The 25,476-nt window shown below is 50.1% G+C and carries 19 protein-coding genes, 2 tRNA genes and 2 pseudogenes; 10 read left to right on the top strand and 13 right to left on the bottom strand.

Annotation, left to right across the window (positions count from 1 at the left end):
* A partial coding sequence (locus tag H8D24_02470; GenBank protein ID MBC8519259.1) for a response regulator occupies positions 1 to 383 on the top strand: 383 nt, incomplete at its 5' end.
* A gap of 69 nt (positions 384 to 452) precedes the next feature.
* On the opposite strand, the pseudogene H8D24_02475 reads toward H8D24_02470, so the two are convergent.
* A pseudogene (locus H8D24_02475) lies at positions 453 to 614 on the bottom strand (PrsW family intramembrane metalloprotease).
* A gap of 601 nt (positions 615 to 1,215) precedes the next feature.
* On the bottom strand, positions 1,216 to 1,923 hold the full coding sequence (locus tag H8D24_02480; protein MBC8519260.1) for a hypothetical protein: 708 nt from the start codon (positions 1,921 to 1,923) through the stop codon (positions 1,216 to 1,218).
* A gap of 55 nt (positions 1,924 to 1,978) precedes the next feature.
* Between H8D24_02480 and H8D24_02485 the strand changes: the two genes are divergently transcribed.
* Positions 1,979 to 2,638, top strand: a complete 660-nt coding sequence (locus H8D24_02485; protein ID MBC8519261.1) for a glutathione S-transferase family protein — start codon at positions 1,979 to 1,981, stop codon at positions 2,636 to 2,638.
* Here H8D24_02485 and H8D24_02490 read toward each other — a convergent pair.
* From H8D24_02490 to H8D24_02505, 4 genes are read right to left on the bottom strand one after another with little or no spacing between them, the layout of a single operon-like run.
* The gene (locus H8D24_02490) at positions 2,635 to 4,641 is read right to left on the bottom strand and encodes an ABC transporter ATP-binding protein (protein ID MBC8519262.1); all 2,007 of its coding nucleotides are present in this window, start codon (positions 4,639 to 4,641) and stop codon (positions 2,635 to 2,637) included. The genes H8D24_02485 and H8D24_02490 overlap by 4 nt on opposite strands.
* Positions 4,638 to 6,056, bottom strand: coding sequence for an ABC transporter permease (locus tag H8D24_02495; protein ID MBC8519263.1), 1,419 nt, complete (start codon positions 6,054 to 6,056; stop codon positions 4,638 to 4,640). The genes H8D24_02490 and H8D24_02495 overlap by 4 nt, the downstream gene beginning before the upstream one ends.
* A 20-nt stretch (positions 6,057 to 6,076) precedes the next feature.
* Positions 6,077 to 7,054 carry an ABC transporter permease gene (locus H8D24_02500; protein ID MBC8519264.1) on the bottom strand — a complete coding sequence of 326 codons (978 nt, stop codon included), beginning with the start codon at positions 7,052 to 7,054 and terminating at the stop codon, positions 6,077 to 6,079.
* Between the two features lie 13 nt (positions 7,055 to 7,067).
* A complete protein-coding gene (locus tag H8D24_02505) occupies positions 7,068 to 9,287 on the bottom strand; it encodes an ABC transporter substrate-binding protein (protein ID MBC8519265.1) in 2,220 nt (739 codons plus the stop codon).
* A gap of 94 nt (positions 9,288 to 9,381) precedes the next feature.
* Between H8D24_02505 and H8D24_02510 the strand changes: the two genes are divergently transcribed.
* Positions 9,382 to 10,182: an enoyl-ACP reductase gene (locus H8D24_02510; GenBank protein MBC8519266.1), complete on the top strand. Its 801-nt coding sequence runs from the start codon at positions 9,382 to 9,384 to the stop codon at positions 10,180 to 10,182.
* Positions 10,183 to 10,193: 11 nt separating this feature from the next.
* Here H8D24_02510 and H8D24_02515 read toward each other — a convergent pair whose 3' ends face one another.
* The 7 genes from H8D24_02515 to tig all read right to left on the bottom strand — a co-directional run bounded on the left by H8D24_02515 (position 10,194) and on the right by tig (position 18,278).
* Entirely contained in the window at positions 10,194 to 12,116 is a 1,923-nt protein-coding gene (locus H8D24_02515; protein MBC8519267.1) for a SurA N-terminal domain-containing protein, read from the bottom strand.
* A 79-nt stretch (positions 12,117 to 12,195) separates the two neighbouring features.
* Positions 12,196 to 12,272, bottom strand: a tRNA-Asp gene (locus H8D24_02520).
* A gap of 22 nt (positions 12,273 to 12,294) precedes the next feature.
* Positions 12,295 to 12,370 (bottom strand) — tRNA-Val (locus H8D24_02525).
* Between the two features lie 88 nt (positions 12,371 to 12,458).
* On the bottom strand, positions 12,459 to 14,861 hold the full coding sequence (gene lon / locus H8D24_02530; protein ID MBC8519268.1) for an endopeptidase La: 2,403 nt from the start codon (positions 14,859 to 14,861) through the stop codon (positions 12,459 to 12,461).
* A gap of 55 nt (positions 14,862 to 14,916) precedes the next feature.
* The gene (clpX, locus tag H8D24_02535; GenBank protein MBC8519269.1) at positions 14,917 to 16,185 is read right to left on the bottom strand and encodes an ATP-dependent Clp protease ATP-binding subunit ClpX; all 1,269 of its coding nucleotides are present in this window, start codon (positions 16,183 to 16,185) and stop codon (positions 14,917 to 14,919) included.
* Positions 16,186 to 16,316: 131 nt separating this feature from the next.
* A complete protein-coding gene (clpP, locus tag H8D24_02540) occupies positions 16,317 to 16,895 on the bottom strand; it encodes an ATP-dependent Clp endopeptidase proteolytic subunit ClpP (GenBank protein MBC8519270.1) in 579 nt (192 codons plus the stop codon).
* 78 nt (positions 16,896 to 16,973) lie between these two features.
* Positions 16,974 to 18,278, bottom strand: coding sequence for a trigger factor (gene tig, locus H8D24_02545; GenBank protein MBC8519271.1), 1,305 nt, complete (start codon positions 18,276 to 18,278; stop codon positions 16,974 to 16,976).
* Positions 18,279 to 18,583: 305 nt separating this feature from the next.
* Between tig and acs the strand changes: the two genes are divergently transcribed.
* The 7 genes and pseudogenes from acs (at position 18,584) to H8D24_02580 (ending at position 25,277) form a co-directional block, all read left to right on the top strand.
* Positions 18,584 to 20,524, top strand: coding sequence for an acetate--CoA ligase (gene acs / locus H8D24_02550; GenBank protein ID MBC8519272.1), 1,941 nt, complete (start codon positions 18,584 to 18,586; stop codon positions 20,522 to 20,524).
* Positions 20,525 to 20,808: 284 nt separating this feature from the next.
* Positions 20,809 to 21,435 (top strand): c-type cytochrome, encoded by a 627-nt coding sequence (locus tag H8D24_02555; protein MBC8519273.1) that lies wholly within the window; start codon positions 20,809 to 20,811, stop codon positions 21,433 to 21,435.
* A 55-nt stretch (positions 21,436 to 21,490) separates the two neighbouring features.
* Positions 21,491 to 21,754 (top strand): annotated as a pseudogene (locus tag H8D24_02560) (NapC/NirT family cytochrome c).
* Positions 21,731 to 22,192, top strand: a complete 462-nt coding sequence (locus tag H8D24_02565) for a NapC/NirT family cytochrome c (GenBank protein ID MBC8519274.1) — start codon at positions 21,731 to 21,733, stop codon at positions 22,190 to 22,192. Before H8D24_02560 ends, H8D24_02565 begins: the two are co-directional and overlap by 24 nt.
* A gap of 10 nt (positions 22,193 to 22,202) precedes the next feature.
* A complete protein-coding gene (locus tag H8D24_02570) occupies positions 22,203 to 23,141 on the top strand; it encodes an ankyrin repeat domain-containing protein (GenBank protein ID MBC8519275.1) in 939 nt (312 codons plus the stop codon).
* Between the two features lie 273 nt (positions 23,142 to 23,414).
* Positions 23,415 to 23,939, top strand: a complete 525-nt coding sequence (locus H8D24_02575; protein ID MBC8519276.1) for a c-type cytochrome — start codon at positions 23,415 to 23,417, stop codon at positions 23,937 to 23,939.
* 15 nt (positions 23,940 to 23,954) lie between these two features.
* Positions 23,955 to 25,277, top strand: coding sequence for an FAD-dependent oxidoreductase (locus tag H8D24_02580; protein ID MBC8519277.1), 1,323 nt, complete (start codon positions 23,955 to 23,957; stop codon positions 25,275 to 25,277).
* Positions 25,278 to 25,476 lie beyond the last annotated feature (199 nt).

The raw sequence follows: 25,476 nt of genomic DNA on the forward strand, positions 1-25,476 counted from the left end.
TAACTTCGGGTGTCATCAACCGAGGATGCCGGGTACTGATTGTCGAGGATGTTTTGGCTAATCAGATGGTAACCAGCAAACTGCTTGAACACATTGGATGCAAACCAGAGATTGCCGAGAACGGTGAGACTGCTGTTAACAAGGTTAATGATAACTCCAACCAATATGACATTATTCTGATGGATCTACAGATGCCGGTGATGGATGGATTTGAGGCCTCGCATATAATCAGGCAGAGCCACCCTGACCTGCCGATCATTGCATTGACTGCAGCCACCCACCAAGAGGCGAACGAAAATTACCAAAAGTCCGGGATCAACGATGTGCTCTACAAACCATTCACCATGAAGGAGCTGATAGAGAAGATCAACCGCTGGGGGTAATAACGACATCTCACAAAACCAGAAAAGCCCTCATCTGAGGGCTTTTCTGTTAGGTAGTGTGCCCGTCTATCATCTCCAGTATTGACGAGGTGGCGCCATCATCTGTGGAGGCATCATCTGTGGCGGCATTGCTGGGGCAAATGGCATTTGGCCTGATGGCCCCATCTGGCCGTATGGTGATGGACCATATCCGTAATTCCCGTAAGGTGCAGGGCCATATCCGTATGGGGCAACCGGTGGCTGGTTATATCCGGGATAGTATCTTCTGCGATTGTCTTTACGGAAATCAGAACGGGCACGGTTGCGAGCCTTTGACTCGCTCTTGCCATTTCCCTTTCCTTCAGCCTGAGCCTGTCCCTTAAGTTTGGTATCAAGATTCAGGTCCCACTCTACATCGGTATTCATGTCGCTCATAGCGTCCCCCATACCCATGCTATCTACCATGGAGTCCATGGCGCCCCAGCCATTCTCGCCTCCAAATGGGCCACGTCCATCCTTGCTGCCCCAACCAAATGGTGCAAGTGGGTGGTCAGAGCCACTGTTTTTGTTCCAGCCATCCTTCATGTCCCAATCTTTTGGATTCCAGAATGCCGAAGCTGCTGTAGAAAGTGCCATCGCTGTAACAATGGCAACTGTTTTTACAATATATTTCATGATGTTATACCTAAATAGTGGTGACATAATCAACCGTTTTAGTAAATGCTTTAATTATACCCCTTTTCCACCATCCAATCAAGCTGAATGAAACTCAAATGGGGGTCAGGTCTGCGTTTTTACTGTTATTTGGCGATAGCATCAAATAACAGTAAAAACGCAGACCTGACCCCCTTTCCTATATGGGGAGTAGCAGAGTTGTTACCACAGACTGGGCAACGCCTGTTAACTGTCGATTAAGGTGGTCTGCAACCAGGATCGCTATCAGATCCTGATTTGCTGTTGCTCGCCCTATCATGGTGGTTATATGTTGACTGCCGCTCTGCTTTAGATAGGGGTAGATATCCACCATTTTCAGGGCAACCTCAAAATTGCGGGCACTGTTGTAGATCTTTTGAGGATCAAGCTGATCCAGCATATAGAGCTGGGTAGTTCCATTGTAGGAGCGCATGGTCATGGAGACCAGGGCAGAGGTAAGGGCGAGCACCCTGTCTCCCTTGTAGTCCTTGTCGAAGGTCAGGTGAAGTATCTGGTTGCCCTTCACCCCACCAAATTCGGGAAAGTTCCAGCGCATCTGCTGGCCAAATATCCGTTTTACGCTGCTCTGAACTGTATATTTAGTCTGCTCTTGGGAGCGTCCCCGATTGAGCTGCCTTGGGTTTGCATTGTAGAGATGGACCATCATCTTTCGCAGCGACTTCAATACCTCTCGCTGCCCCAGCTCGGCAACCCTGCTCATGTCCGACTTTGCCAACATCTTGACACTAAACTCCCCGCCCCCACTTCCAATATCCTGATAGCGCGTCTGCCCGGGAATGCAGCCGACAAGCACTATCGCAAGCGCTACAACCAGCAAGAATGGCGCAGACAATCGAGCCCTACTCATTTACAATTCCTGAAAAGATATTCCCTATAAACATTACCGGAGGAGGATACCAAATATGGATCTCGAATTGGTCAGTTTCAAGCTCTGCCCCTATGTTCAGCGTGCAGTTATCGCCCTGAAAGAGAAGCAGGTTCCGTACAGAATCACCTATATTGATCTTGCCGATCCACCTGAGTGGTTCCTGCAGATCTCCCCTTTGGGAAAGGTACCGTTGTTGAAGGTGGATGGTGAGGTGCTGTTTGAGTCTGCAGTGATAAGCGAATTTATCGATGAGACCACCGCAGGGTCTCTGCATCCCGAAGATGCCTTTCAGCGGGCCAGAAACCGGAGCTGGATTGAGTATGCATCATCATGTCTTGAGGTTCTATTCACCCTTAATACCTCAGCAGACACAGAGGAGTTTGATGATGCTGTCGAGACCATGAGGGGGCGTCTGGCCAAACTTGAGGAGGTTCTTGAGAGTAGCCCGTTCTTTAATGGGGAGCAGTTTTCTCTTGTTGACGCGGCATTTGCCCCACTATTTATGCGCCTGAATCTGCTGGAGAAGCTGGCCTCGATCCACACCTGTGAAAACCTTCCCAAGGTGTGCGCATGGCGGGATCAGTTGCTGCAACGCGACTGTGTGCAGCAGTCCGTGGTTGAGGAGTTTCCGATGATCTACAAGGGGATGCTGAAAATGAAGGGTGGGGTTGCAGGATCCAGGGTGTCTGCTTAAGCAGTCACATCAACCAGCAGACAGGAGACTCGATGGCCATCACCAACCTCTCTATGAACAGGGACCTCGCTGCTGCAGCGCTCTAGCGCCTGTGGGCAGCGCGGATGGAATGGGCACCCGGATGGAGGGTTGGTTGGGGAGGCCTGATCCCCCTCTAACTGAATAACCTCACGCCCACTCTCCTGGTTGATTACCGGGACAGCCGACAACAGTGCCTGGGTGTATGGATGGAGTGGTTTTGTCATCACCTCCTCCACTGTTCCATATTCCACTATCTTGCCGAGATACATCACCGCAACCTCCTGGGCAAACCAGGAGACAACAGAGAGGTTATGGGTAATGAAGAGATAGGAGATACCCTGTTGTTGCTGGAGTCTGCGCAACAGATTCAGAATCTGTGCCTGCACCGAGACATCCAGTGCACTGGTTGGCTCATCACAGACCAGCAGCCGGGGATTTACTGCAAGTGCTCGCGCAATGGCGATCCGCTGACGCTGTCCACCAGAGAATTCGTGTGGATAGCGTCCAGCCATCTCTGCAGTAAGGCCAACCTCCTCCAGCAGCTCACTCACCCTTTTTTTGCCACTCTCCTCCAACAGAGAATCCATCCCCTCACCAATAATATCTGCCACCATCATGCGTGGATTCATTGATGCGTATGGATCCTGGAAAATCATCTGAAAATCGGAACGGATTTTTCTCAGCTCATCACCCTCTAACGCCCCAAGATCAACCCGGTCAAAAATTATGGATCCAGCAGTTGTATCAAGAAGTCGCAGAATTGATTTTCCTACCGTGGTCTTGCCACAGCCAGACTCCCCAACCAGCGCTACAGTCCTGCCAGCGCCAATTGAGAGATCCACCCCATCGACCGCCTTTACATAGCCAACTGTCTTGTGAAAGAGACCTTTTTTTACCGGAAAGTGAACCTTCAGCCCCTCTACCTTTAGCAGCGCAGAACCGTCATCGCTGCTCTCCGCTGAATGGTATGAGTCGGCAGCGGTCTGCTCACCACTATCTCGTTGATCCGCCAGCTCCAGCTTTGGATCAAACAGGTGACAGCGTACCGCCTGCCCCTTGCTGGTTGGAAACCATTTTGGAGAGCTCTCGGTACAGAGCTCCCAACCACGGTCACAACGGTTGTGAAAACGGCATCCACGAAACTCCTGGGTCAATACCGGTACGGTGCCGTGCAACATGGAGAGTGGCTGACTGCGTTTGCGGCTATCCGGGATCGCAGCAAACAGTCTACGGGTATATGGATGGCTGGGATGCGCAAAAAATGGGGCGCGTGGTGCCTGCTCTATAAGCTGACCGGCATACATCACCGCAACCCGGTCAGCCATCTCTGCCACAACCCCAAGGTCGTGAGTAATAAGCAGGATCGCCATCCCCCGCTCTCTCTGCAGGCGCCGCAACAGCTTCAGAATCTGTGCCTGAATAGTTACATCCAGTGCGGTTGTGGGCTCATCGGCAATCAGGATATCAGGCTCCGCCGCAAGTGCTATGGCAATCATCACCCGCTGTTTCATTCCACCGGAGAGTTGATGGGGATAGATATCAATCCGTTGTGCCGGATCCGGCAGGCCGACATCCTCTAACAGCTCAATTACCCGCCTGCGTTGCTCCGCCCCCTTTACCCCAAAGTGGTGCTGTAGTACCTCGCCCACCTGGTCGCCTACACTCAGTACCGGATTGAGAGAGGTCATCGGCTCCTGAAATATCATCGCAATACGTCTGCCACGAACCTTGCGCATCTTGCGCTCTGGCAGATCAAGCAGATTCTCTCCATCCAGCAATATATCGCCACGCAGTCGTGCCAGTGGAGCCTCTGGAAGCAGCTGCATTATTGAGAGAGCAGTAATTGATTTGCCACATCCGGACTCGCCCAGCAGGGCAAAGGTCTCCCCATTGTTGATCTCCAGCGACACCCCGTCTACAGCCCGAGCAGCTCCATGCCGTGTATAGAACCAGACCTGAAGGTTGGATACCTTGAGACTCATCTCTCTCCTCTCTGCAGACGAGGATCAAATGCCTCTCGTACCACATCGGAGAAGAGATTTGCCGCTAACACCAGAGTGAACATGAAGAGGAACGATGCCAGCAGCGTCCACCAGACCACCGGTTCTCTTGCCATCTCGAGGCGAGCCCCATTGATCATGTTACCCCAGCTATACATGGTGGGATCAACTCCGACCCCCACATAGGAGAGCACAGCCTCGGCCAATACCAGACCACTGAAATCAAGCACTACCGAGATCAGCACTACATGCATCACGTTGGGGAGGATATGACGGGTGATGATACGCAGATTCTTCACCCCAAATGCATGGGCAGCCGTGATGTAGTCCATCTCGCGCAGCTTGAGAGTCTCTCCGCGTAGCAGTCGGCAGAGGCCGGTCCAGCTGGTAACCCCGAGGATAATGCAGAGGAAGAGCAGTCTCAGATCGGCACGCTCCTCGGTGGTCTCAAAAAGTGCGGCATTATTGTCTATATAGACCTGAATCATCAGGATGGCTGCGGCAATCAGCAGCACCCCTGGAATAGAGTTTAGCGTGGTGTAGATGTACTGAATCGCATCATCTATCCAGCCCCGGAAGAAGCCGGCCATGATCCCCAACAGAATCGCAAATGGAAGCATGATAAGGGTGGTCAGAGTTCCAATCACCAGCCCTGTACGTATACTCTTTACTGCCTGGTAAAAGACATCCTGCCCCACTTTGTCGGTTCCAAGTATATGGTACTTAACCCCGATCTGAATGGAGAGCATCACCAGTATTGAGACTATGGCTGTGATCAACAGAACTGTTTTCCATGGGGTCGCTGTATCTCCTCTGGTGACATCCGCCATCCAGCGCAGAGAGGACCGGTCACCCCGTTTCCTGCTGATCAACAGCGCCAATAAAAGAGCAATTCCAATCCAGAGCAGCACCCCCTTGACAGTGCCCAACATAAGATTATCAAGAAGGTCAGCGCCGCGCTGCTGGGGATCTTGCAGATGGGCGCCACCAGATTTCAGTCGCGGGAAGTCACGATTTACTGCGCCATCTGGAGCCTCCACCATCTCTCGCACATAGAGATGTGTTGCCATGGGTGCCGAGTAGCTCTTTTCACTATTTTCTCGCAACCCACCAACCGTCCAGTCCAGCAAGGTTCTGGCCTCAACCGCATAGTGAACCTCCTCTCCCTGCTCACCCTGTTCCATAGCTGGACGATAGTGAATGGAATCCATTAACCCTATCACTACATACACCAGTAACACCACAAGTGACCCCATGGCCAGTCGGCTTTTTGCCACCCGATGCCACGGCTCCAGCAGATGTGGGTGTTTACGGGTGTGTGAGACTCCAAAAAAAATGACTGCAACCAGTAGCCAGATCAACATGTCTGTCCAGAGGAAAAGTGGCTTGCCCCCAATCCAGGCGTATATCTCAGCCATTACGACAGCCTCACCCGTGGATCAACCAGGGTATAGGAGAGATCTGTCAGTAGCAGCCCGATGATGTAGAGCACGGCCCCGAGGAAAACCATCGCACGGACAATGGCAAAGTCCTGGGCATTGATAGCCTCGATGGTGTAGCTACCAAGCCCGGGAATTCCAAAAAATGACTCCGTAATCAGGCTTCCCATAAAGAGCAGAGGCAACACAACCACCGCACCGGTAAGGATAGGGATCATCGCATTTCTCAGCACATGGTGAAACAGCACCCTGGACTCTGGCAACCCCTTGGCACGGGCAGTACGAACATAATCTTTTCCCATCTCCTCAAGAAAGATGGTGCGATACCAGCGGGTCCCTGAGCCGATGCCCGAGATCACCCCTATCGCCACCGGCAGGATCACAAATCGAAACGCATCCAGCCCCCCCTCATAACCGGATATCGGAACCAGATGCATCAGTTTACCAACCACAAACTGCCCACCAATAATGTAGAAAAGACCAGAGATAGACATCAATACTACCGTCAGCACCACTCCCGAGAGATCAAGGTAGGTGGCACGGAAAAAGACCATCAACATGGCAAAGGTGATATTAGTGAAGAGCCCGATCATGAAGATGGGCACAGCTATTGCCAGACTTGGCCCCATTCGCTGTCTGATGTCTCCTCCAATATTGCGTCCATCATCAGCCACCCCAAAATCAAAACGGAAGAGTTTGACGGACTCGGAGACAATCAGGGTATCGGTCATCTTTTCACTACCGGACGCCGCCTCGTTCCAGAGTAGTGGACGGTCATACCCCCTCTCCTGTTTCCAGTTCTCTATCGCCTCCTCGGTTACGTGCTTCATCCCCAGATGCATACGTGCCATGTCATCAGGGGTGTTGACCACAAAGAAGAGGAAGAAGGTAAGCAGGTTGACTCCAACCAGAATCGGGAAGGCGTAGAGAATGCGACGCAGAATGTAGTTCAACATATCTTTACCGTGCTCATTCAATAACCTCCAAACGCCCCGCCTCTGTAGAACCAACATGCTCCACTGTTCTCAGTGATGAGTTCTCTTTGCGGCGCACACCCAACCATGCCGGCACCACCATAATCAACAGCAATAACCCTCCTCCCCACAGAGGCCAGAGCACTGGGCGGTTCCACTCGTCACGCAGCCTGGCACGCTCGCCCTGATCAACACGCACATATTTCAGGGTGTTGTTAGCCATAAGATTTGGCTTGGTATTTTGATACCAGCGGTGGTAGAGACCAAAATTCTTGGGGTGAAAACCCCATACCCATGGTGCATCATGCTGCAGCAGGGAGACCATCCTTTTGATTATCTGCTGCCGCTGAGGACTGTTCTCCATATTCTTCATCTGTTCAAAGAGGAGATTGAACTCGGGGTTATCATAGTTGGATGCATTCTCTCCACCCTTGCCAATTTTGGCATTTGGTCCATAGAGGAGAAACAGAAAGTTCTCGGGGTCAGGGTAGTCTGCATTCCATCCCCATAGATAGATCTGGGCGCTACCAGTACGAATCTTGTCCTGAAAACGGTTGTAGTCGGTATTACGAACCACCAACTGTAGATCTATCTTCTCAAACTGCTTTCGATACCAGTCCATGCGTGCCTTGTCATCCGGGCCGCTGGCAGTTACATCAAAATAGAGGGTTAATGGCTTGCCGCTCTCCTGGTCACGTCCTTTTGGATAACCGGCCTCGGCCAACAACTGTTTAGCCTCATCCAGCGAACGCCGTTTTGGCTTGCCACCACTCCAACTGTAGACTGTCTGATTAACCCCGCTTCTCCCCTCTTGATGGCCAAAAATCCCGGCTGGCAGTGGCCCTTGGGCAGGAATACCTCGCCCATTTGCAAAAATTGAGATGTACTCCTCGTAATCCACAGCTATTGAGATTGCCTGACGCAGCTTTCTGGCCTGTTCACTATCCCCACCAATAACCGAATCCACCATATTGAATCCCATATAGTAGATTGAGGTAGATACAGATGTCTGCAGACGCATGCCCTGTTGCTCCATCTCACCACTCAACTCTGCCTCACCAGCTGAAGAGAACTGTACTGCCTGATCAAAACTGTCCGAGCTGATCCCGGATGAATCATAGTAACCCTGCAGAAACTTGTTCCAGTAGGGAATGGTCTCTTTTTCCAGACTAAACTCAATTCTGTCAAGAAACGGGATCTGTTTTCCTGCATCAACCAGCAGATCACTCTCATGGTCACCAGGCTCACCCTCAACGGGGTAATAGTCGGAGTGGTAATTTGGATTACGCTCCAAAACCATCTTGCGATTTGGGTTGTTTACCGTCAGCATAAATGGGCCTGTTCCCACAGGGTACCAGTCGAGAGTTATATTTTTCTCATGAAGCAGTGGATTAGAGTAAAAACGGTCTGCCTCCCACGGCATGGGGGCAAAAAATGGCATCGCCATCCAGTAGAGAAACTGGGGGTATTTTCCATTCACCTTGATCCGGTAAGTTTGTGAATCCACCACCTCAACCCCCTCCAGGGAAAATTCTCTCAGATCCAGCCACTCTTCCGGGTTGTTGTCTCTGGTCTCCTTCAGAGCATCTCGCAGATCACCAAGACCGACAATATGCTCTCTCATCAGACCAAAAATCGGAGAGTGGAGCGATGGATGGGCCAGCCGTTTTATCTGATAGACATAATCTGCTGCTGTCAGCAGCCGGGAATCACTCTCTGCGAAATCAGACATCTTCTCGATTCCAGCCAGCTCGTCCTCGGTCAGATCACCATAACGCACTCCACCATGCTCATCTTTTGCAAAAGCTGGATGTGGCTGATAGCTGACCCCATCTCTTATCGAGATCTCGTATAGAGAGTAGGCAATCTCTTCCACCTCAACATCTCCTGGAAGCTCATTCCCATCCTTGTCCAGATAGGTGACCTGCGGCATTCTGGAGGCGGTTAGTGGCTCCAGTTGATAGGGTCTCTTCAGATAGTGATACTGCAGTGGAGGCTCATATATCTGCCCAATAAAGGTGTACTCATTGGAGCTATAGGAACGTGCCGGATCCAGATGCTTGGGGCGCCCCGAGAATGACGAGTAGAGCACCTGCTCCTCCAGCCCATCTTGAGGGTACGGATTATTCCAGTTAGCCTGGAGGGCAGAAGATAGTAGCCAGCCGCACAGGGCAACAGACAATTCCCATCTTTTTATCCTGTTACTTCTCACTATGTCTGTGTAAAATTGGATTACTACAAGCTCTGTTGAAAGACTGGATAATACCAGAATAAAAACCGAACGATTGGACAGTATACGAGGATTTGTAATGGGATTTATGCAAGGTAAAAAAGTGCTGGTTGTTGGTGTAGCCAGTAACCGTTCTATTGCCTGGGGTATTGCCAAGGCGATGCACCGTGAGGGGGCCGAAATTGCCCTCACCTATCAGGGTGATAAACTGCAGGGCCGAGCTGAAAAATTTGCTGCCGAGCTTGGCAGTGATATTACCATCCCCTGTGATGTCTCCAGCGATGACCAGATCAGGAAGACATTTGAGACTCTTGCTACCCATTGGGACGGACTGGACTGCCTGGTGCACTCAGTAGCTTTCTCACCAAAAGGGGAGCTTGATGGCCGTTTTATCGACTCGGTAACTCGTGAGGGCTCCAAGGTTGCCCACGATATCAGCTCTTATAGTTTTGCCGCACTGGGCCGTGAGGCCCTGCCGATGATGGAGGGGCGCAAGGGCTCAATGTTGACCCTAAGTTACCTGGGTGCAATACGCTCCATTCCCCACTACAACGTCATGGGGCTGGCCAAGGCCAGTCTGGAGGCCGCTGTACGAGCAATGGCTGCCGACCTTGGGCCTGATGGAATTCGCGTTAATGGCCTCTCTGCAGGACCAGTCAAGACCTTGGCGGCCAAGGGGATTGGTGACTTCAATCTGCTACTCGACTACTCGGAGAAAAACTCGCCACTACGCCGCAATGTGACAATTGACGAGATTGGCAATGTTGGCGCCTTCCTCTGCTCTGATCTGGCTTCCGGAATGACCGGCGAGATCACCTATGTCGATGGTGGTTACAACACCACCGGAATGGCAACCTACGGAGTCAGGAAAGAGGATTAGGAGGGGTTTTTCTAGTTTAACTGATCCTCGTAGACCTTAATATCTGCCTGGTTACGCAGGCTGGCAACATAGCTCTGATAGTGACTTTTCACATTACGGTCTGCAAGCTCACGACGCATAACCTCTACCTGTTTGTCACCCATGGCCTCAAAACTACCATCCTCAACTGCCAGCAGTTCAATCAACGCATAACCACCTCCACGCAACTCGGTGCCAGCATACGCTTTCTGCCCCTTAAGCAGATTCACCTGAAATGCTCGTGCTACAACCTCTGAGGATATGGTTTTATCACTCCTGTTGATCTGTTCAACCCCGCTCCACTGCAGAGCCACACTCTCTGCAGCTGCGTCTGTGCCAACAGCACCACTCTGAATCTTGTCCAGAAGCTCCATTCCACTGTTCTTTGCAGTAGCCCTTGCGCGCTGGGCAAGAATTGCATCAACCACCTCTGCACGCACCCTCTCTAGCGGTTTTCTTGTTGCTGGACGGTGTTCACGCACTCTGACAACAACCATATGGTCCTCTGACAGCTCTATCGGATCACTATTCTTGCCATCTACCAAAACCATATCTGAGAATGCTGCCTTGATTACTCCAGGGTTTGTGGCAACTCCATTAGTCGCCCCCTGGCGATTGAATAGCTCACTCTGCCTGACTACCAGGCCTGCGGCCTCTGCTGCCCCATCCAGTGAATCAGGCTGCTCATAAGCCAGATTGGCAATAGTCTCTGCATACTCAAAGAAGAGGTCCTCAGCAGTCTGGCGTTTTAGCTCTGCACTGAGTTCTCCGCGAACATCCTCAAACGTACGAATCTCTTCCGCCTGAATCTCATCCAGACGAATCAGATGAAAACCAAACGGAGTACGAACCGGCTCAGACACCTCCCCCACCTGCATGGAGAATACCGCATCATCAAATTCTGGAACCATCATGCCACGAGGGAAGAAGTCCAGATCACCCCCAGCAGCTGCGGATCCGGGATCATCAGAATAGTGTTCTGCCAGGGCCTCGAAAGAGTCTCCCGCAGCCAATTTGGCCTGCACCTCATTCAAACGAGCCTGAGCCGCTGCAGTGGCCTCCTCATCAGCCCCCTCCGCCAGCTCAATCAGAATATGTCGTGCATGACGCTCCTCATCTGCAAGCAGGCTCTCCTTGCGCTGCTCATATAGCTTCTGTAGTGCATCTACCTCAACCGGAACATCCCCGGCAAGATCTGCCACCGACAGTGAAATGTAATCAAGACTAACCTGTTCAGGAATCTCATAAGCAACCGAGTTTATCTCGTACTGCGCAGCAATCTCATCATCTCCAACATCCTTGCTCTCAATCCTGTCAACTGATGCAGGAATAGTAAGCAGACGTAGTGAACGTTTCTGTTCTTGTAGACGCACAGCCTCACGCAGCTCACTCTCTGTTACAAAAGAGGCCTGACGAAAACCGGTAAGAAGCTGAGACTGCATCAGGTCAGAGCGTATTCTGCTCTCAAAAAATGGCTGGCTCATGCCCTGTGAGGAGAGAACCTGTTTGTAGATATCCTGACTGAATTTATCATCATTTCCACGAAAGGCCTCGGTACGCTGCAGCTGCCAGTAGAGCAACTCATCACCAATGCGGAAGCCATCACCATCTACTGCCTGATTCAATAGATCGTTTTCGATCATCGCATCCAGTACCGCACGACGCATACGTGGATCTTCCAACATCTCCGGGCGATAATCTGCCCCCATCAACTGGCGCATTCTCTGACGCTGCTGCTGTAGCGAACGTTGATACTCATTTAGACTTATCTCTGTCCCATTTACCTCTGCAACAACCGCACCTGAACCCCCATCAAAATAGGAGTTAATGCCCCACAGTGCAAATGGAATAATCAGCAACCCGACGATAACCCATGCAACCCAACTCTGTGCCTGATCGTGAATACTCTGCAACATGGTCTGTTTCCTTCCTCAACAAAACTCAAAAAATAGATAAAAAAAGGGCGCACCTGAGATCAGGCACGCCCTTGGTATATGGCGGAGCGGACGGGACTCGAACCCGCGACCCCCGGCGTGACAGGCCGGTATTCTAACCAACTGAACTACCGCTCCACAATTTTTACAACACATTATTTGGTGGGTGCTGCAGGGATCGAACCTGCGACCCTCGCCTTGTAAGGGCGATGCTCTCCCAGCTGAGCTAAGCACCCTATCTGTCTTCAGATAGCGCGCGCTAGTCTACGATATACCATGACTCATTACTAGCTTAAATATCACTTTTATACTGTTTTTTTGCCTTTAGTGAGTCTGTCTAACAGATGACTCATGGCTGTTTTCCGCACCGCTACCGGACTCCTCTATTTTCTCGTCCTGCTGCTCTTTTTCGTCCAGTGGTTGCGGTGAAAACTGCAACGCAATCTCCAACACCTCATCAATCCATCTGACCGGTTTTACCTCAATGTCAGTGAGGATGTTTTCCGGAATCTCCTTGAGATCCTTTCTGTTCTCTTCAGGTATCAGTACGGTAGTGATTCCACCACGATGAGCCGCCAGCATCTTCTCTTTCAACCCACCAATAGGCAACACTTCTCCACGCAGGGTAATCTCACCTGTCATTGCTACATCTGCACGAACCGGAATACCGGTAAGCACGGAAACCAGTGCTGTACACATCCCTATCCCCGCACTTGGCCCATCCTTGGGAATAGCCCCTTCCGGCACATGGATATGGATATCACTTTTCTCGTAATAGGATGATTTGATTCCCAATGCGGAGGAGCGGCTACGCACCACCGTCATCGCAGCCTGAATGGACTCTTTCATGACATCACCGAGCTGACCGGTCACCGAGAATTTGCCTTTTCCAGACATTACAGCCCCTTCTATGGTCAACAACTCTCCACCAACCTCGGTCCATGCAAGGCCAGTAACCTGGCCAATCTGATCATTCTTCTCGGCCAGTCCAAAACGGAATTTTTTGACCCCAAGATAGTGCTCAAGGTTACGGATAGAGACAGATACCTTGCCCTTCTGCTCCTTGAGAACCAGCTCTTTGACCACTTTGCGTAATACCTTGGATATCTCACGCTCAAGATTTCTGACCCCAGCCTCTCTGGTGTAGTGTCGTACCATCTGACGGACTGCACCAACACTTATGGTCACCTCTTTGGCCTTGAGACCGTTATCCTTCATCTGCTTTGGAATCAGGTACTGGCGCGCAATATTGAGCTTCTCCTCCTCGGTATAGCCAGGAATTCTGATCACCTCCATGCGATCACGCAGAGGGCCGGGTATATTCATACTATTGGCGGTTGCCACAAACATCACATCAGAGAGATCATAGTCCACCTCAAGGTAGTGATCGCCAAAGGTGCTATTCTGCTCGGGGTCAAGCACTTCGAGCAGAGCCGATGCCGGATCACCACGAAAATCCATTGCCATCTTGTCTATTTCATCCAGCAGAAACAGTGGGTTTCTCACCTCCGCCTTGCTCATATTCTGGATGATCCGACCCGGCATTGACCCTATATAGGTTCGCCTGTGCCCACGAATCTCAGCCTCATCACGAACCCCACCAAGTGACATCCGTACAAATTTACGACTGGTAGCACGGGCAACTGATTGCCCTAACGAGGTCTTGCCAACCCCTGGAGGACCAACCAGACAGAGAATTGCCCCTTTGATCTTGCCTACACGCTTCTGTACTGCAAGGTACTCAAGAATTCTCTCCTTCACCTCTTCCAGACCGTAGTGGTCTTCATTCAATATCTTCTCTGCACGGGCCAGATCACCACGAACTTTTGAGCTCTTCTTCCATGGAACGCCTATCAAGGTCTCAAGATAGGTACGGACAACTGCCGCCTCAGCAGACATGGGAGACATCATCTTCAGCTTCTTCAGCTCGGAGTCAGCTTTTGCCTGGGCCTCCTCTGACAGCTCGGCCTTCTTGATCTTTCCCTCCAACTCATCCATCTCGTTGGTTCCATCCTCAGATTCACCCAACTCTTTCTGGATCGCCTTGATCTGTTCATTCAGATAGAACTCACGCTGATTACGCTCCATCTGTTTCTTGACCCTACCCCGCACCCTCTTCTCCACCTCAAGAATATCGAGCTCACCCTCCATGATGGAGAGAATATTTTCCATCCTCTCCTGCACATCGAAGGTCTCCAGCAGCTGCTGTTTCTCATCGATTTTAAGCGTCATATGCGCCGCCACCGTATCACTGAGACGGCCAGGATCATCAATTCCAGCCAGTGAGGTCAAAACCTCTGGAGGAATCTTCTTGTTCATTTTTACATAGTGTTCGAACTGACTCTGAATGGAGCCGGATAACAGATCAACCTCAACACCACCAACAATCTCTCCACGATGAACTGAAACCTGGGCACGCATATACCCATGATCCTCATCGATATGGTGAATCAGTGCACGATTTTTACCCTCCACCAGAACCTTGACGGTCCCATCAGGCAATTTCAGTAGCTGGAGAATGGTGGCAACTGTACCTGCATTAAACAGGTCGCTTATGGATGGCTCATTCTCAGTTGCACTCTTTTGTGCCACCAGAAGAATTTTTTTATTTTCCGCCATCGCTGATTCCAGAGCCGCGATGGAACGGGGACGCCCAACAAATAGTGGGATCACCATATGTGGATATACCACAACATCGCGCAGTGGAAGCAGTGAGTACTCCTGCATTAAAGGATCAACTGGAGCTACACTCTTGTCTTCTGTTCCCATGGAGTATTAGGTACTACTCAGCGACAGCCAGCTTTTCCTGCTCGCCCCCCTCAAAGATAAGCAGCGGCTCTGATTTATCATTGATAACAGTGGCATCCACCACCACCTTCTCAACACCCTCCTGGGATGGGAGATGGTACATGGTATCAAGTAGCGCATGCTCAAGAATAGAGCGCAGGCCACGAGCACCAGTCTTGCGTTTGATCCCCTTTTTGGCAATAGCATGCAGGGCATCCTCGCGAATATCCAGCTCTGCCCCCTCCATCTCAAAGAGTTTTCCATACTGTTTGGTAAGGGCGTTCTTCGGCTCTGTCAGAATCTTGACCAGCGCATCCTCATCCAGCTCTCTCAGAGTTGCCTCTACGGGAAGACGGCCAACAAACTCCGGGATCAATCCGTACTTGATCAGATCCTCTGGCTCAACATCCTCCAGCACCTCACCAACAGAACGTTCATCATCCTTGCTCTTGATCTCGGCAGCAAAACCGATCCCACTTTTCTCGGAGCGGTCACGAATAATTTTGTCCAGCCCGGCAAAGGCACCGCCACAGATAAAGAGAATCTTGCTGGTATCTACCTGCAAAAACTCCTGTTGTGGATGCTTTCTTCCGCCCTGTGGCGGCACAGATGCTGTTGTACCCTCAACCAGCTTCAACAGTGCCTGCTGTACGCCTTCACCAGAGACATCACGGGTAATGGATGGGTTGTCTGCCTTGCGGGAGATCTTGTCAATCTCGTCAACATAGATAATGCCACTCTCGGCACGCTCCACATCGTAATCACACTTCATCAGCAGTTTCTGGATGATATTCTCTACATCTTCACCTACATAACCGGCCTCGGTCAGTGTGGTTGCATCTGCAATGGTAAACGGAACATTAAGGGTACGGGCCAGAGTCTCTGCAAGCAGAGTCTTGCCACACCCTGTAGGGCCAATCAACAGTACGTTACTTTTGGCAAGCTCTACATCATCCTTTTTATAACCTGACTCTACGCGCTTGTAGTGGTTATAGACCGCAACAGAGAGGGTCTTTTTGGCCTGGTTCTGACCAATAACATAGTCATCAAGTGTTGCCCTGATCTTCTCCGGAGTCGGCAACAACGATTCTGAAGAGGACTCTTCATCCTCATCCTGCTCCTCTCGAATGATGTCATTACAGAGCTCTACACACTCGTCGCAGACATAAACCGATGGGCCCGCAATCAGTTTTCTTACCTCAGTCTGACTCTTTCCGCAGAAAGAGCAGTAGAGAAGCTTGCCATCTTCCTCGTTTTCACTCATAAAATTTGCACCTTCCGTACCTTGAGCAACTAGATCACTCGTCAATTACTGTTTTTTGATGGTTCTTTATACTATATTGGCCAGATTATACAAGACGCAGCCACACAATAACCAACTGTTTCTATCAGTTATTAATTGCGGCTCGATAACACCTTGTCTATCAGGCCATACTCAACCGACTCATCACTACTCATAAAGTTGTCACGGTCTGTATCCTTGCGAATCTGATCAATTGGCTGCCCCGTATGGTTAGCCAGGATCTTGTTCAGCCTCTCACGCACATCGAGAATCTCTTTGGCATGAATCTCGATATCTGATGCCTGCCCCTGAAAACCACCAAGAGGCTGATGAATCATCATCCTGGAGTGTGGAAGACAGAAACGTTTCTCTGCCGCCCCGCCAGCCAGTAACAGTGCCCCCATACTGGCAGCCTGACCAATACACATGGTACTTACGTCTGGCTTGATAAACTGCATGGTGTCGTAAATAGAGAGACCAGCTGTAACTGAACCACCAGGAGAGTTGATATAGAGATGAATCTCCTTGTCTGGATTCTCAGACTCCAGAAACAGTAGCTGAGCAACCACCAGATTAGCCATCTGATCCTCAACCGGGCCCACCAGAAAGATGACTCTCTCCTTGAGTAGGCGGGAGTAAATATCGTAAGCCCTCTCCCCACGTGAGGACTGCTCTACCACCATTGGTACCATGCCTATATTCTCTATTGGTGAACTCATACTCTTATCTCTTCCTCGGTTAAATGGTTCAATGCTACCTGTATGCGATACCTAAGCAGTACGATTGGCATTAGCCTTCTGCATCAGCTCCTCGAACTCCATACTCTCGTCCGACACTGTAGCATCATTCATCACCAGATCCACAATCTGCTCCTCCAGAGCCAGATTCTGCACACCCTCCAGCTGCTGTGGATTCTTCTCATACCACTCAATAACCTCCTGTGGATCCTCATAACCTGAAGCCATGGTCTCAATATGCTTCTTCACCTTGGTTGGATCAACCTGGACATTATGTTCACGGGTAATCTCAGCCAGAATCAGCCCCAGCTTGACTCTACGCTCTGCCTGCTCCTTGAACAGGTCAGGACTCAGAACTCCCTCCTGCCCCTGCATCTGCTGCTGCATGTTTTCAGCCATACGGGCAGCCTCTTCATCAATCAGTGGGGTTGGAATATCAAAGCCGTGCGTCTCATATAGCCCGTCCATCACCTGATTCTTGTTCACCTGGCTAACTGCCTGATCACACTCGCGCTGCATGTTTTCACGAATCTGGGTACGGAAAGCCTCAACCCCGCCCTCGGTTACGCCATACTTGGTAATAAACTCATCATCTATCTCTGGAAGCACCGCCTCGGAGACACTGTTTACCGTGATCGCAAACTGGGCTGGTTTGCCAGCCAAATCCTCTGCCGCATAGTCATCAGGGAAGGTGACATCAATACTCTTCTCCTCACCAGCCTTCATCCCGGCAATACCCTCTTCAAAGCCTGCAATCATTGAACCGGATCCCAGAGTTACCGGCACCCCTTCAGCAGAGCCTCGGTCAAACTCCTCACCATCAACAGTTCCAACAAAATCTATCACTACCTGATCACCATCGGCTGCTGCTCGCTCAACCTCGCCCCAGCTCTGTTGCTGGCTACGCAGATTGTCGATCATCTTGTCCATGTCATCATCACCAATCTCAACAACAGGCTTCTCTACCTTGATATCTGCAAACGATGCGATCTCAAACTCTGGATAGATCTCAAATGTGGCCTTGTAGGTGAGGTCCTTACCCGCTGCTATCTCTTCCGGATCAATCTTTGGAGCTCCCGCCGGAGTAAGATTCTCCTTGGTGACCGCCTCACCAAAACTGGCCTGAATCACCTCTCCTGCAACCTCGTGGAGAACTGACTCCCCAAAACGCTTCTTGACTACCGCCATTGGCACTTTTCCAGGACGAAAACCATTCAGTTTGGCCGTATTTTTCAGTCGGTTGAGACGATCCGCAACCTCCTTGTCAACACGCTCCGCAGGAACAGTAATTGTAATTGTGCGCTCTAGCCCTTGGGTTGTTTCTACAGATACTTCCATGTCTACTCTCGATTCCGTGGTTGAAAGCCGCGTATTGTACCCCAAAATCTCGCTCTGGCAGTACCCTAAAAAACCAATCATGGCTAGAATGTACAGTTTCATCCTGGAAGAGCAAATTTAACCTGAATCCTCCAGATGATCGTGCGTATAATGTGCAACATATTGATTCATAGAGCGAATTCTCGACTGAGCATAATCCTTGTTGTGATTTCCGAAGAATAAAATATCACTATATGAATCAAGAGGTTGGTGTATAACAGGTGGGAGCACCTAGAGAATTCAGGCTTAACATGGAGGTCAACAATATGAGCAGTGGAAAAACTTACCCGGTTAATAGTGATTTTGCGGCACAGGCCAACATCACCGCTGAACAGTACGAGGAGATGTATCAAAAATCTGTGGCTGACCCTGAGGAGTTCTGGGCAGAGCAGGCATCTAGCTACCTCACCTGGTTCAAGCCGTGGGAGACCACACTTGACTGGGATTATAGTAATGACGTCCATATAAACTGGTTCAAGGGTGGCAAACTCAACGCCTCATACAACTGTCTTGATCGCCACCTGAAGGATCGTGGTGATCAGATTGCAATTATCTGGGAGGGGGATGACCCCAATGAGGATCGCAAGATAACCTACAGGGAACTCCATTCCGAGGTCAGTCAATTTGCCAATGTGCTCAAAGCACGTGGGGTAGAAAAGGGAGACCGAGTCTCCATATATATGCCGATGGTTCCAGAGGCTGCTGTAGCAATGCTTGCCTGCACCCGTATTGGTGCCATCCACTCTGTAGTGTTTGGCGGATTCTCTCCGGATGCACTGCGTGATCGCATCCTTGACTCTGATTGCCGGGTGGTGATTACCGCTGACCAGAGCATTCGTGGCGGCAAAAAGGTTCCGCTTAAACAGAATGCAGACCAGGCCATGGCCGCCTGCCCCAATGTCCATACCTCTATTGTGGTAAGACGTGGCGGAGAGCCTGTTGAGTGGAATGCGGAGAGAGATATCTGGTACCACGAAGCGATGGAGGATGCACCTACCAAGTGCCCTCCTGAGGAGATGGATGCCGAGGATCCAATGTTTATCCTCTACACCTCTGGCTCTACCGGAAAACCAAAAGGGGTCCAACACACAACTGGTGGTTATATGCTCCATGCTGCCATTACCCACAAACTGGTCTTTGACTACAAGGATGGCGAAGTCTACTGGTGCACCGCCGACGTGGGATGGGTAACCGGACACACATATATACTCTATGGCCCCCTGGCTAATGGCGCCACCACCATGATGTTTGAGGGCATCCCCACCTACCCCACCGTCTCCCGCTTCTGGGATGTTTGTGACAAGCACAGTGTAGCCAGCTTCTATACTGCACCCACCGCAATTCGTGCACTAATGGCTGCTGGTGATGAGCCGGTGCGAAGCACATCCAGAAAATCACTGCGACTGCTCGGGACTGTAGGCGAACCGATTAATCCGGAGGCCTGGGAGTGGTACTACAATGTGGTTGGTGATGGGCGCTGCCCAATTGTTGATACCTGGTGGCAGACCGAGACCGGTGGCCATATGATTACCCCTCTGCCAGGGGCACATCAACTTAAACCGGGCTCTGCAAGCCGTCCCTTCTTTGGGGTGCAGCCAGTACTGCTGGATGATGAGGGTAACGAGCTTGAAGGGGCAACCTCAGGCAATCTGGCAATGAAATTTCCGTGGCCAGGGCAGATGCGCACCCTATATGGCGACCATAACCGTTTTATCGAAACCTATTTCAGCCAGTTCCCCGGATACTATTTCAGTGGTGATGGTGCCCGCCGTGATGAGGATGGATACTGGTGGATTACCGGTCGGGTTGATGATGTACTCAATGTCTCTGGTCACCGTCTGGGAACCGCAGAAATTGAATCAGCCCTCGTACTGCATGAACAGGTGGCCGAAGCTGCTGTGGTTGGATACCCACATGAAATTACCGGACAGGGAATATACGCCTTTGTCACCCTGATGCAGGAAACCGAAAGCAGTGACTCACTAAAAGATGAGTTGGTGGCGCTTGTACGCAAGGAGATTGGACCAATTGCCAAGGTTAACATTATCCAGTGGGCCCCAGGGCTGCCAAAAACACGTTCCGGCAAGATCATGCGCCGAATTCTACGCAAGATTGCAGCTAACGAGCTGGAAGATCTGGGAGACACCTCTACCCTGGCTGACCCCTCTGTGGTTGAGGAGTTAATCAACAATCGGGAGAGTGGATAAACCAACCAGATCTCCCTCACAAGTTATCCTATGGGGGAAAGGTTATGGTTCAGTGCGTTGTAATAACACCTGTAGAGCCCTCTCCCCAAACCCCCATCCCATTAATCTTTTTCAGATGTTCCTTAGTTGTGTAGAAAAATAGTTGCGCCTACTCACCCAACCAGTATGATTGGGCGAGTAATAAAATATAAATTAAACATCTTGCTGATCCCATGATCTATCCAGGATGTTGTTTCGGAGGAGATGTAATGCATAGAAAGCCGATCACTTTCATGTTTATTGCCATGTTGTCACCACTATCCCATGGGTGGGATGGGTTTGATCGTGGAGGTGAGGCCGAGGAGGCAATGACGCTTACACCGGATATAGATAACGGCAAAAAAATATATGATACCTGCTCTCTATGCCACACCTCGCAGGGCTGGGGAATGGCTCCAGGAATTGGTCAATACCGTGTCCCGGGAACATATCCACAACTGGCCGGCCAGCACAAGTCGGTTCTGATCAAACAACTAACCGATATTCGCCAGCTTAATCGCGACAATCCGGTCATGTATCCATTTACTCTGAACAGATATATTGGTAATGCTCAGGATATAGCAGATGTCACTGGATACATCACAACCCTGCCTGTTAACAGGCAAAACTACCTCGGACATGGAGACGACCTGGAGCATGGCAAAAAACTTTATCAGGACAACTGCGCTCAATGCCATGGCGACAACGGTGAGGGCGATCCGGAAAATTTTTATCCCAAACTGAACAATCAACACTACGAATACATGTTAAGACAGTTTATCTGGATCAGGGATGGCAAACGGAGAAACGCCAACAAGAAGATGGTCAAACAGATTCAAAAATTTAGCTACAGAGATATAAAAGCAGTCATTGATTACTCATCAAGATTCTAACAAACGCGCAATAATAACAAGATATTATAAAAACTATTAAAGGAAACTTGTGAAGATGAAAAAACTATTTGTCCCACTCCTGATTTTCGTGGCAGGCATGGTTGCCCTGGGGGGCGTAAACATATTCTTTGGTGCAACCAACGAGATGGCATTCTGTACATCATGTCACTCAATGAAGGTAAATCTTGAAGAGTACAAAGAGACCGTCCATTACAAAAACCAGTCCGGTGTGCAGACAACCTGTTCCGACTGCCACGTACCGCAGCAATTCTTCCCCAAGGTCCTTGCCAAGATCATGGCAGCCAAGGATGTATACCACTGGGTGCTCGGTACTATTGAGCCGGATGAGTCACAACTTGTAAGTGCAGATGACAATGGAAATTGTCCGGATCTGTTTGTCCCGATCAAGGAGGGGTCCAACCTCTGCATTCCAAATTACGGGGAAGTCTATAGCGAAGATGACATGAGCGAGGAGGCGGAAGAGCGTCGAGAGGCTGCCCTGGAGAAATTCAATGCATATCGCTGGAAGATGGCAAACAGTGTCTGGGACAAGATGAAGGCATCCGATTCTCGCGAATGTAGAAACTGTCATGATTTCGAGAACATGGACCTTGATATACAGGACCGCAGTGCTCGCAAGAAACATGGTCGCGCCACAGAGAAGGGACAGACCTGTATAGATTGCCATAAGGGAATTGCCCATACAGAGCCCGACGAGCCTGAGGAGAATGAAGACGAAGAGGAAGATGAAGAATAGGAACAGCACAATGAAAAAAATCGTAATAACCCTACTCTCCATGCTCCTCTCAACTACAGCATCCGCTGATGAGGCACTGGATAACGCCCTGCGCAGAGCAGCTGCCAATGGTGATTTTGAGGCCACTCAACAACTAATTGACAGAGGCGCGAATGTAAACAGCAGAGGAGAGCTTGGCCATACTCCGCTGATTTATGCTGCAGAGGATGGTCAAATCTCAATTGCAAAACTGCTTATTGACAGTGGCGCCCGTATTAATGATCAGACCAAAGGTGGATATACCGCCATCTCCGCTGCTGCAGATGAGGGAAGTATCACCCTGGTAGCCCTACTATTAAGGTCAGGTGCCGACCCTCACATCAAAACCAGTAATGGAATGGATGCCCTGATGGTGGCAATCCGCAGTGGAGATGCAGATGTCATCTCCATGCTTATGGCATATAACAGCAACATTAACACCGCAGATCGCCATGGACGGACTGCTCTCATGATAGCGACAAAACAGGGGCACATTAATACTGTACACATGCTTCTTCTCGCCAGTGCGGGAATGGATATTCGTGATAAAAATGGGAAAACTGCATTGATGATGGCGGCCGAGAGCGGGAATATGGATATTATTAATGCCCTGCTCAACCGCGGGGCATCAACATCCGTCACTAATGATCACGGCGCATCAGCTCTCCACTACGCTGTCTCCAAAAGAGGGGTTGATAGCGCACTTACCATACTTAACCACGGTGCAGATATAAATGTCACCGACCAGGATGGGTGGACACCACTAATGGAAGCGGTAGGCAGTGGCAATATGGAGCTGGCAAAACTAATGATTCAACGAGGCGCAAAGACAGATGTGCGTGATCATGAGGGGCTTGATCTGTTACTGATTTCAAAAATGAATCGCCATCATCAACTAACAGAATATCTTCGCACAATCATAAAAAAATAATTTTACTGAAACGCTGCAGCCACACCCTGAATGCAGTTTCAGTAAACGCATATAAGAAGATACAGATACTCTAATCTGCCTCTATTTGCTTGCACAAGAAGTTCTTTTTATATTATTATTGCTCTGCTCCGGGTTGAGAGACTTGGAGCAAATTAATATTAATTTTAACAAAATCTCTAATTAACTTTAGGAGGAGATATGAAAGCAACTAAACTTGCTATGGCCATCATTGGTGGCTGCGCAATTAGTCTGTCTGTATCTGCAGGCGGAAATATGACAGGGGCTGATGCATCAATGCTATCCAATACCTGTGCCGGTTGTCACGGTACTGATGGCGGTAGTTCTGGACCAGCTATTCCATCCATTGGCGGAATGTCTGCAACCTACATTACAGATATGATGAATGCATACAAGTCGGGTGATACTGTCAGTACCATTATGGGACGTATTGCCAAGGGCTACAGCGAAGATGAGATCGGCGCAATGGCTAACTACTTCGCCGAGCAATCACAGACTCGTGCAGATCAGTCTTTTGACAAGGCCAAGGCTGCCAAGGGTATGAAACTGCATGACAAGTACTGTGAGAAGTGTCACTCAGAGGGTGGATCTCTAGCCGACGATGACTCCGGTATTCTTGCTGGTCAGCTAACACCTTACCTTCACTACAGCATGGAAGACTTCGATAATGGAGATCGCTCTATGCCCGAGAAGATGAAGAAAAAGGTCAAGAAGCTGAACAAGAAGGAAGGTGCTGCCGGTATGGAAGCCATCCTCAACTACTACGCCAGTCAGCGTTAAGGAGGAGCAAATAAAATGAGTAAATTTAATCGTAGAGATTTTCTGAAGGTTTCTGGTGGAGCAGTTGGTGCTGCAACCATTGCCACTTCTGGGCTATCTTTTGCAAACACCAACCTTGATTCGCGCGGTCGTGTTGTGGTTGTTGGTGGTGGTCTGGGTGGCGCAACTGCAGCAAAATACATTAAGCGTGCCGATGCATCCATTGATGTGACTATCATTGAGCCAAACAAGACCTATTACACCGGCTTTACCAGTAACCTGACCCTGACCGGAATGGTTACCATGGATCAGCTTGGTCACACCTATGAGGGTCTTACTGCAATGGGTATCAAGGTTGTTCATGACTCTGTTACCGAGATTGGTGACAAGGCCGTGAAGACTGCTGGTGGTGGAAGCTACGGCTTTGACCGTTGCGTGGTATCTCCAGGTGTTGACTTCAAGTTTGTTGATGGACACAGTGAAGAGGTTGCCAACAAGTCTGTAACTCACGCATACAAGTCTGGTCATCAGATGAACCTTCTTGGTGAGCAGATTCGTGGCATGAAGGATGGTGGTACTGTTGTAATTGCAGCACCTCGCAACCCATTCCGTTGCCCTCCTGGACCTTACGAGCGTACCAGCCAGATCGCTTCCTACCTCAAGACTCACAATCCAAAATCCAAGATTATTGTCCTTGATCCAAAGGGTAAGTTCTCCAAGTTTGGCCTGTTCCGTGAGGCATGGAATATCCATTATGGATTTGATCCAGCTGCAGACGGTAGCAATGATGGCTCTATCATTGAGTGGAGAAAGATGACTCCTCTGGAAGAGATTGATGCAGCTACAAACACTGCTATCACCGAGGTTGACGAGGTTAAGGGTGACGTTCTTAACGTTATTCCTGACCAGAAGGCTGGCCATGTTGCACATGTAAATGGTCTGGTTGATGGTGACTGGTGTCCTGTAAATCTGCAGACTTTTGAGTCCAAGAAGCGTGCAAACATCCACGTCATTGGTGACTCCAGTGCAGCCAAGGGGCTTCCAAAGTCCGGTTATGCGGCGGCATCTGAAGCGAAGGTAACGGCAGCGGCTATTGTTGCAGCATTGAATGGTAACTCTGCTCCAATCCCGGCCTACACCAACACCTGCTACAGTGTGGTTGCACCAAATGATGCGTTCTCCGTAGCAGCGGTATACCAGTTGGCTGCAGATCACTCGAAGGTCATGAAGGTCTCCGGTGGTCTTACCCCAAGCGGTAAAAACCGTAATCCAGCACATCGCGAACGTGAAGTAGCGTATGCACTGAGCTGGTATGAGAACATTACTACTGATGCATTTAGCGACGGCAAGAAGCTATAAGCTCAGATTAACGTTCTGAAAACAGGCCCTCAGAAGGAGACTTCTGAGGGCTTTTTTATTATGAATCCGTGCGAAAGTAATAGCGACCTCCCACGAGTAGCCGTCTGTGGCCTGGACGACCACAGTCGAGCGACACAGGGATGTGCTTGAGCATGCTGCATGGGTGATATCGCTATTACTTTCGCACGGATTCATACCA

The sequence above is a fragment of the Candidatus Thiopontia autotrophica genome (genome assembly GCA_014384675.1).
Lineage (GTDB): Bacteria > Pseudomonadota > Gammaproteobacteria.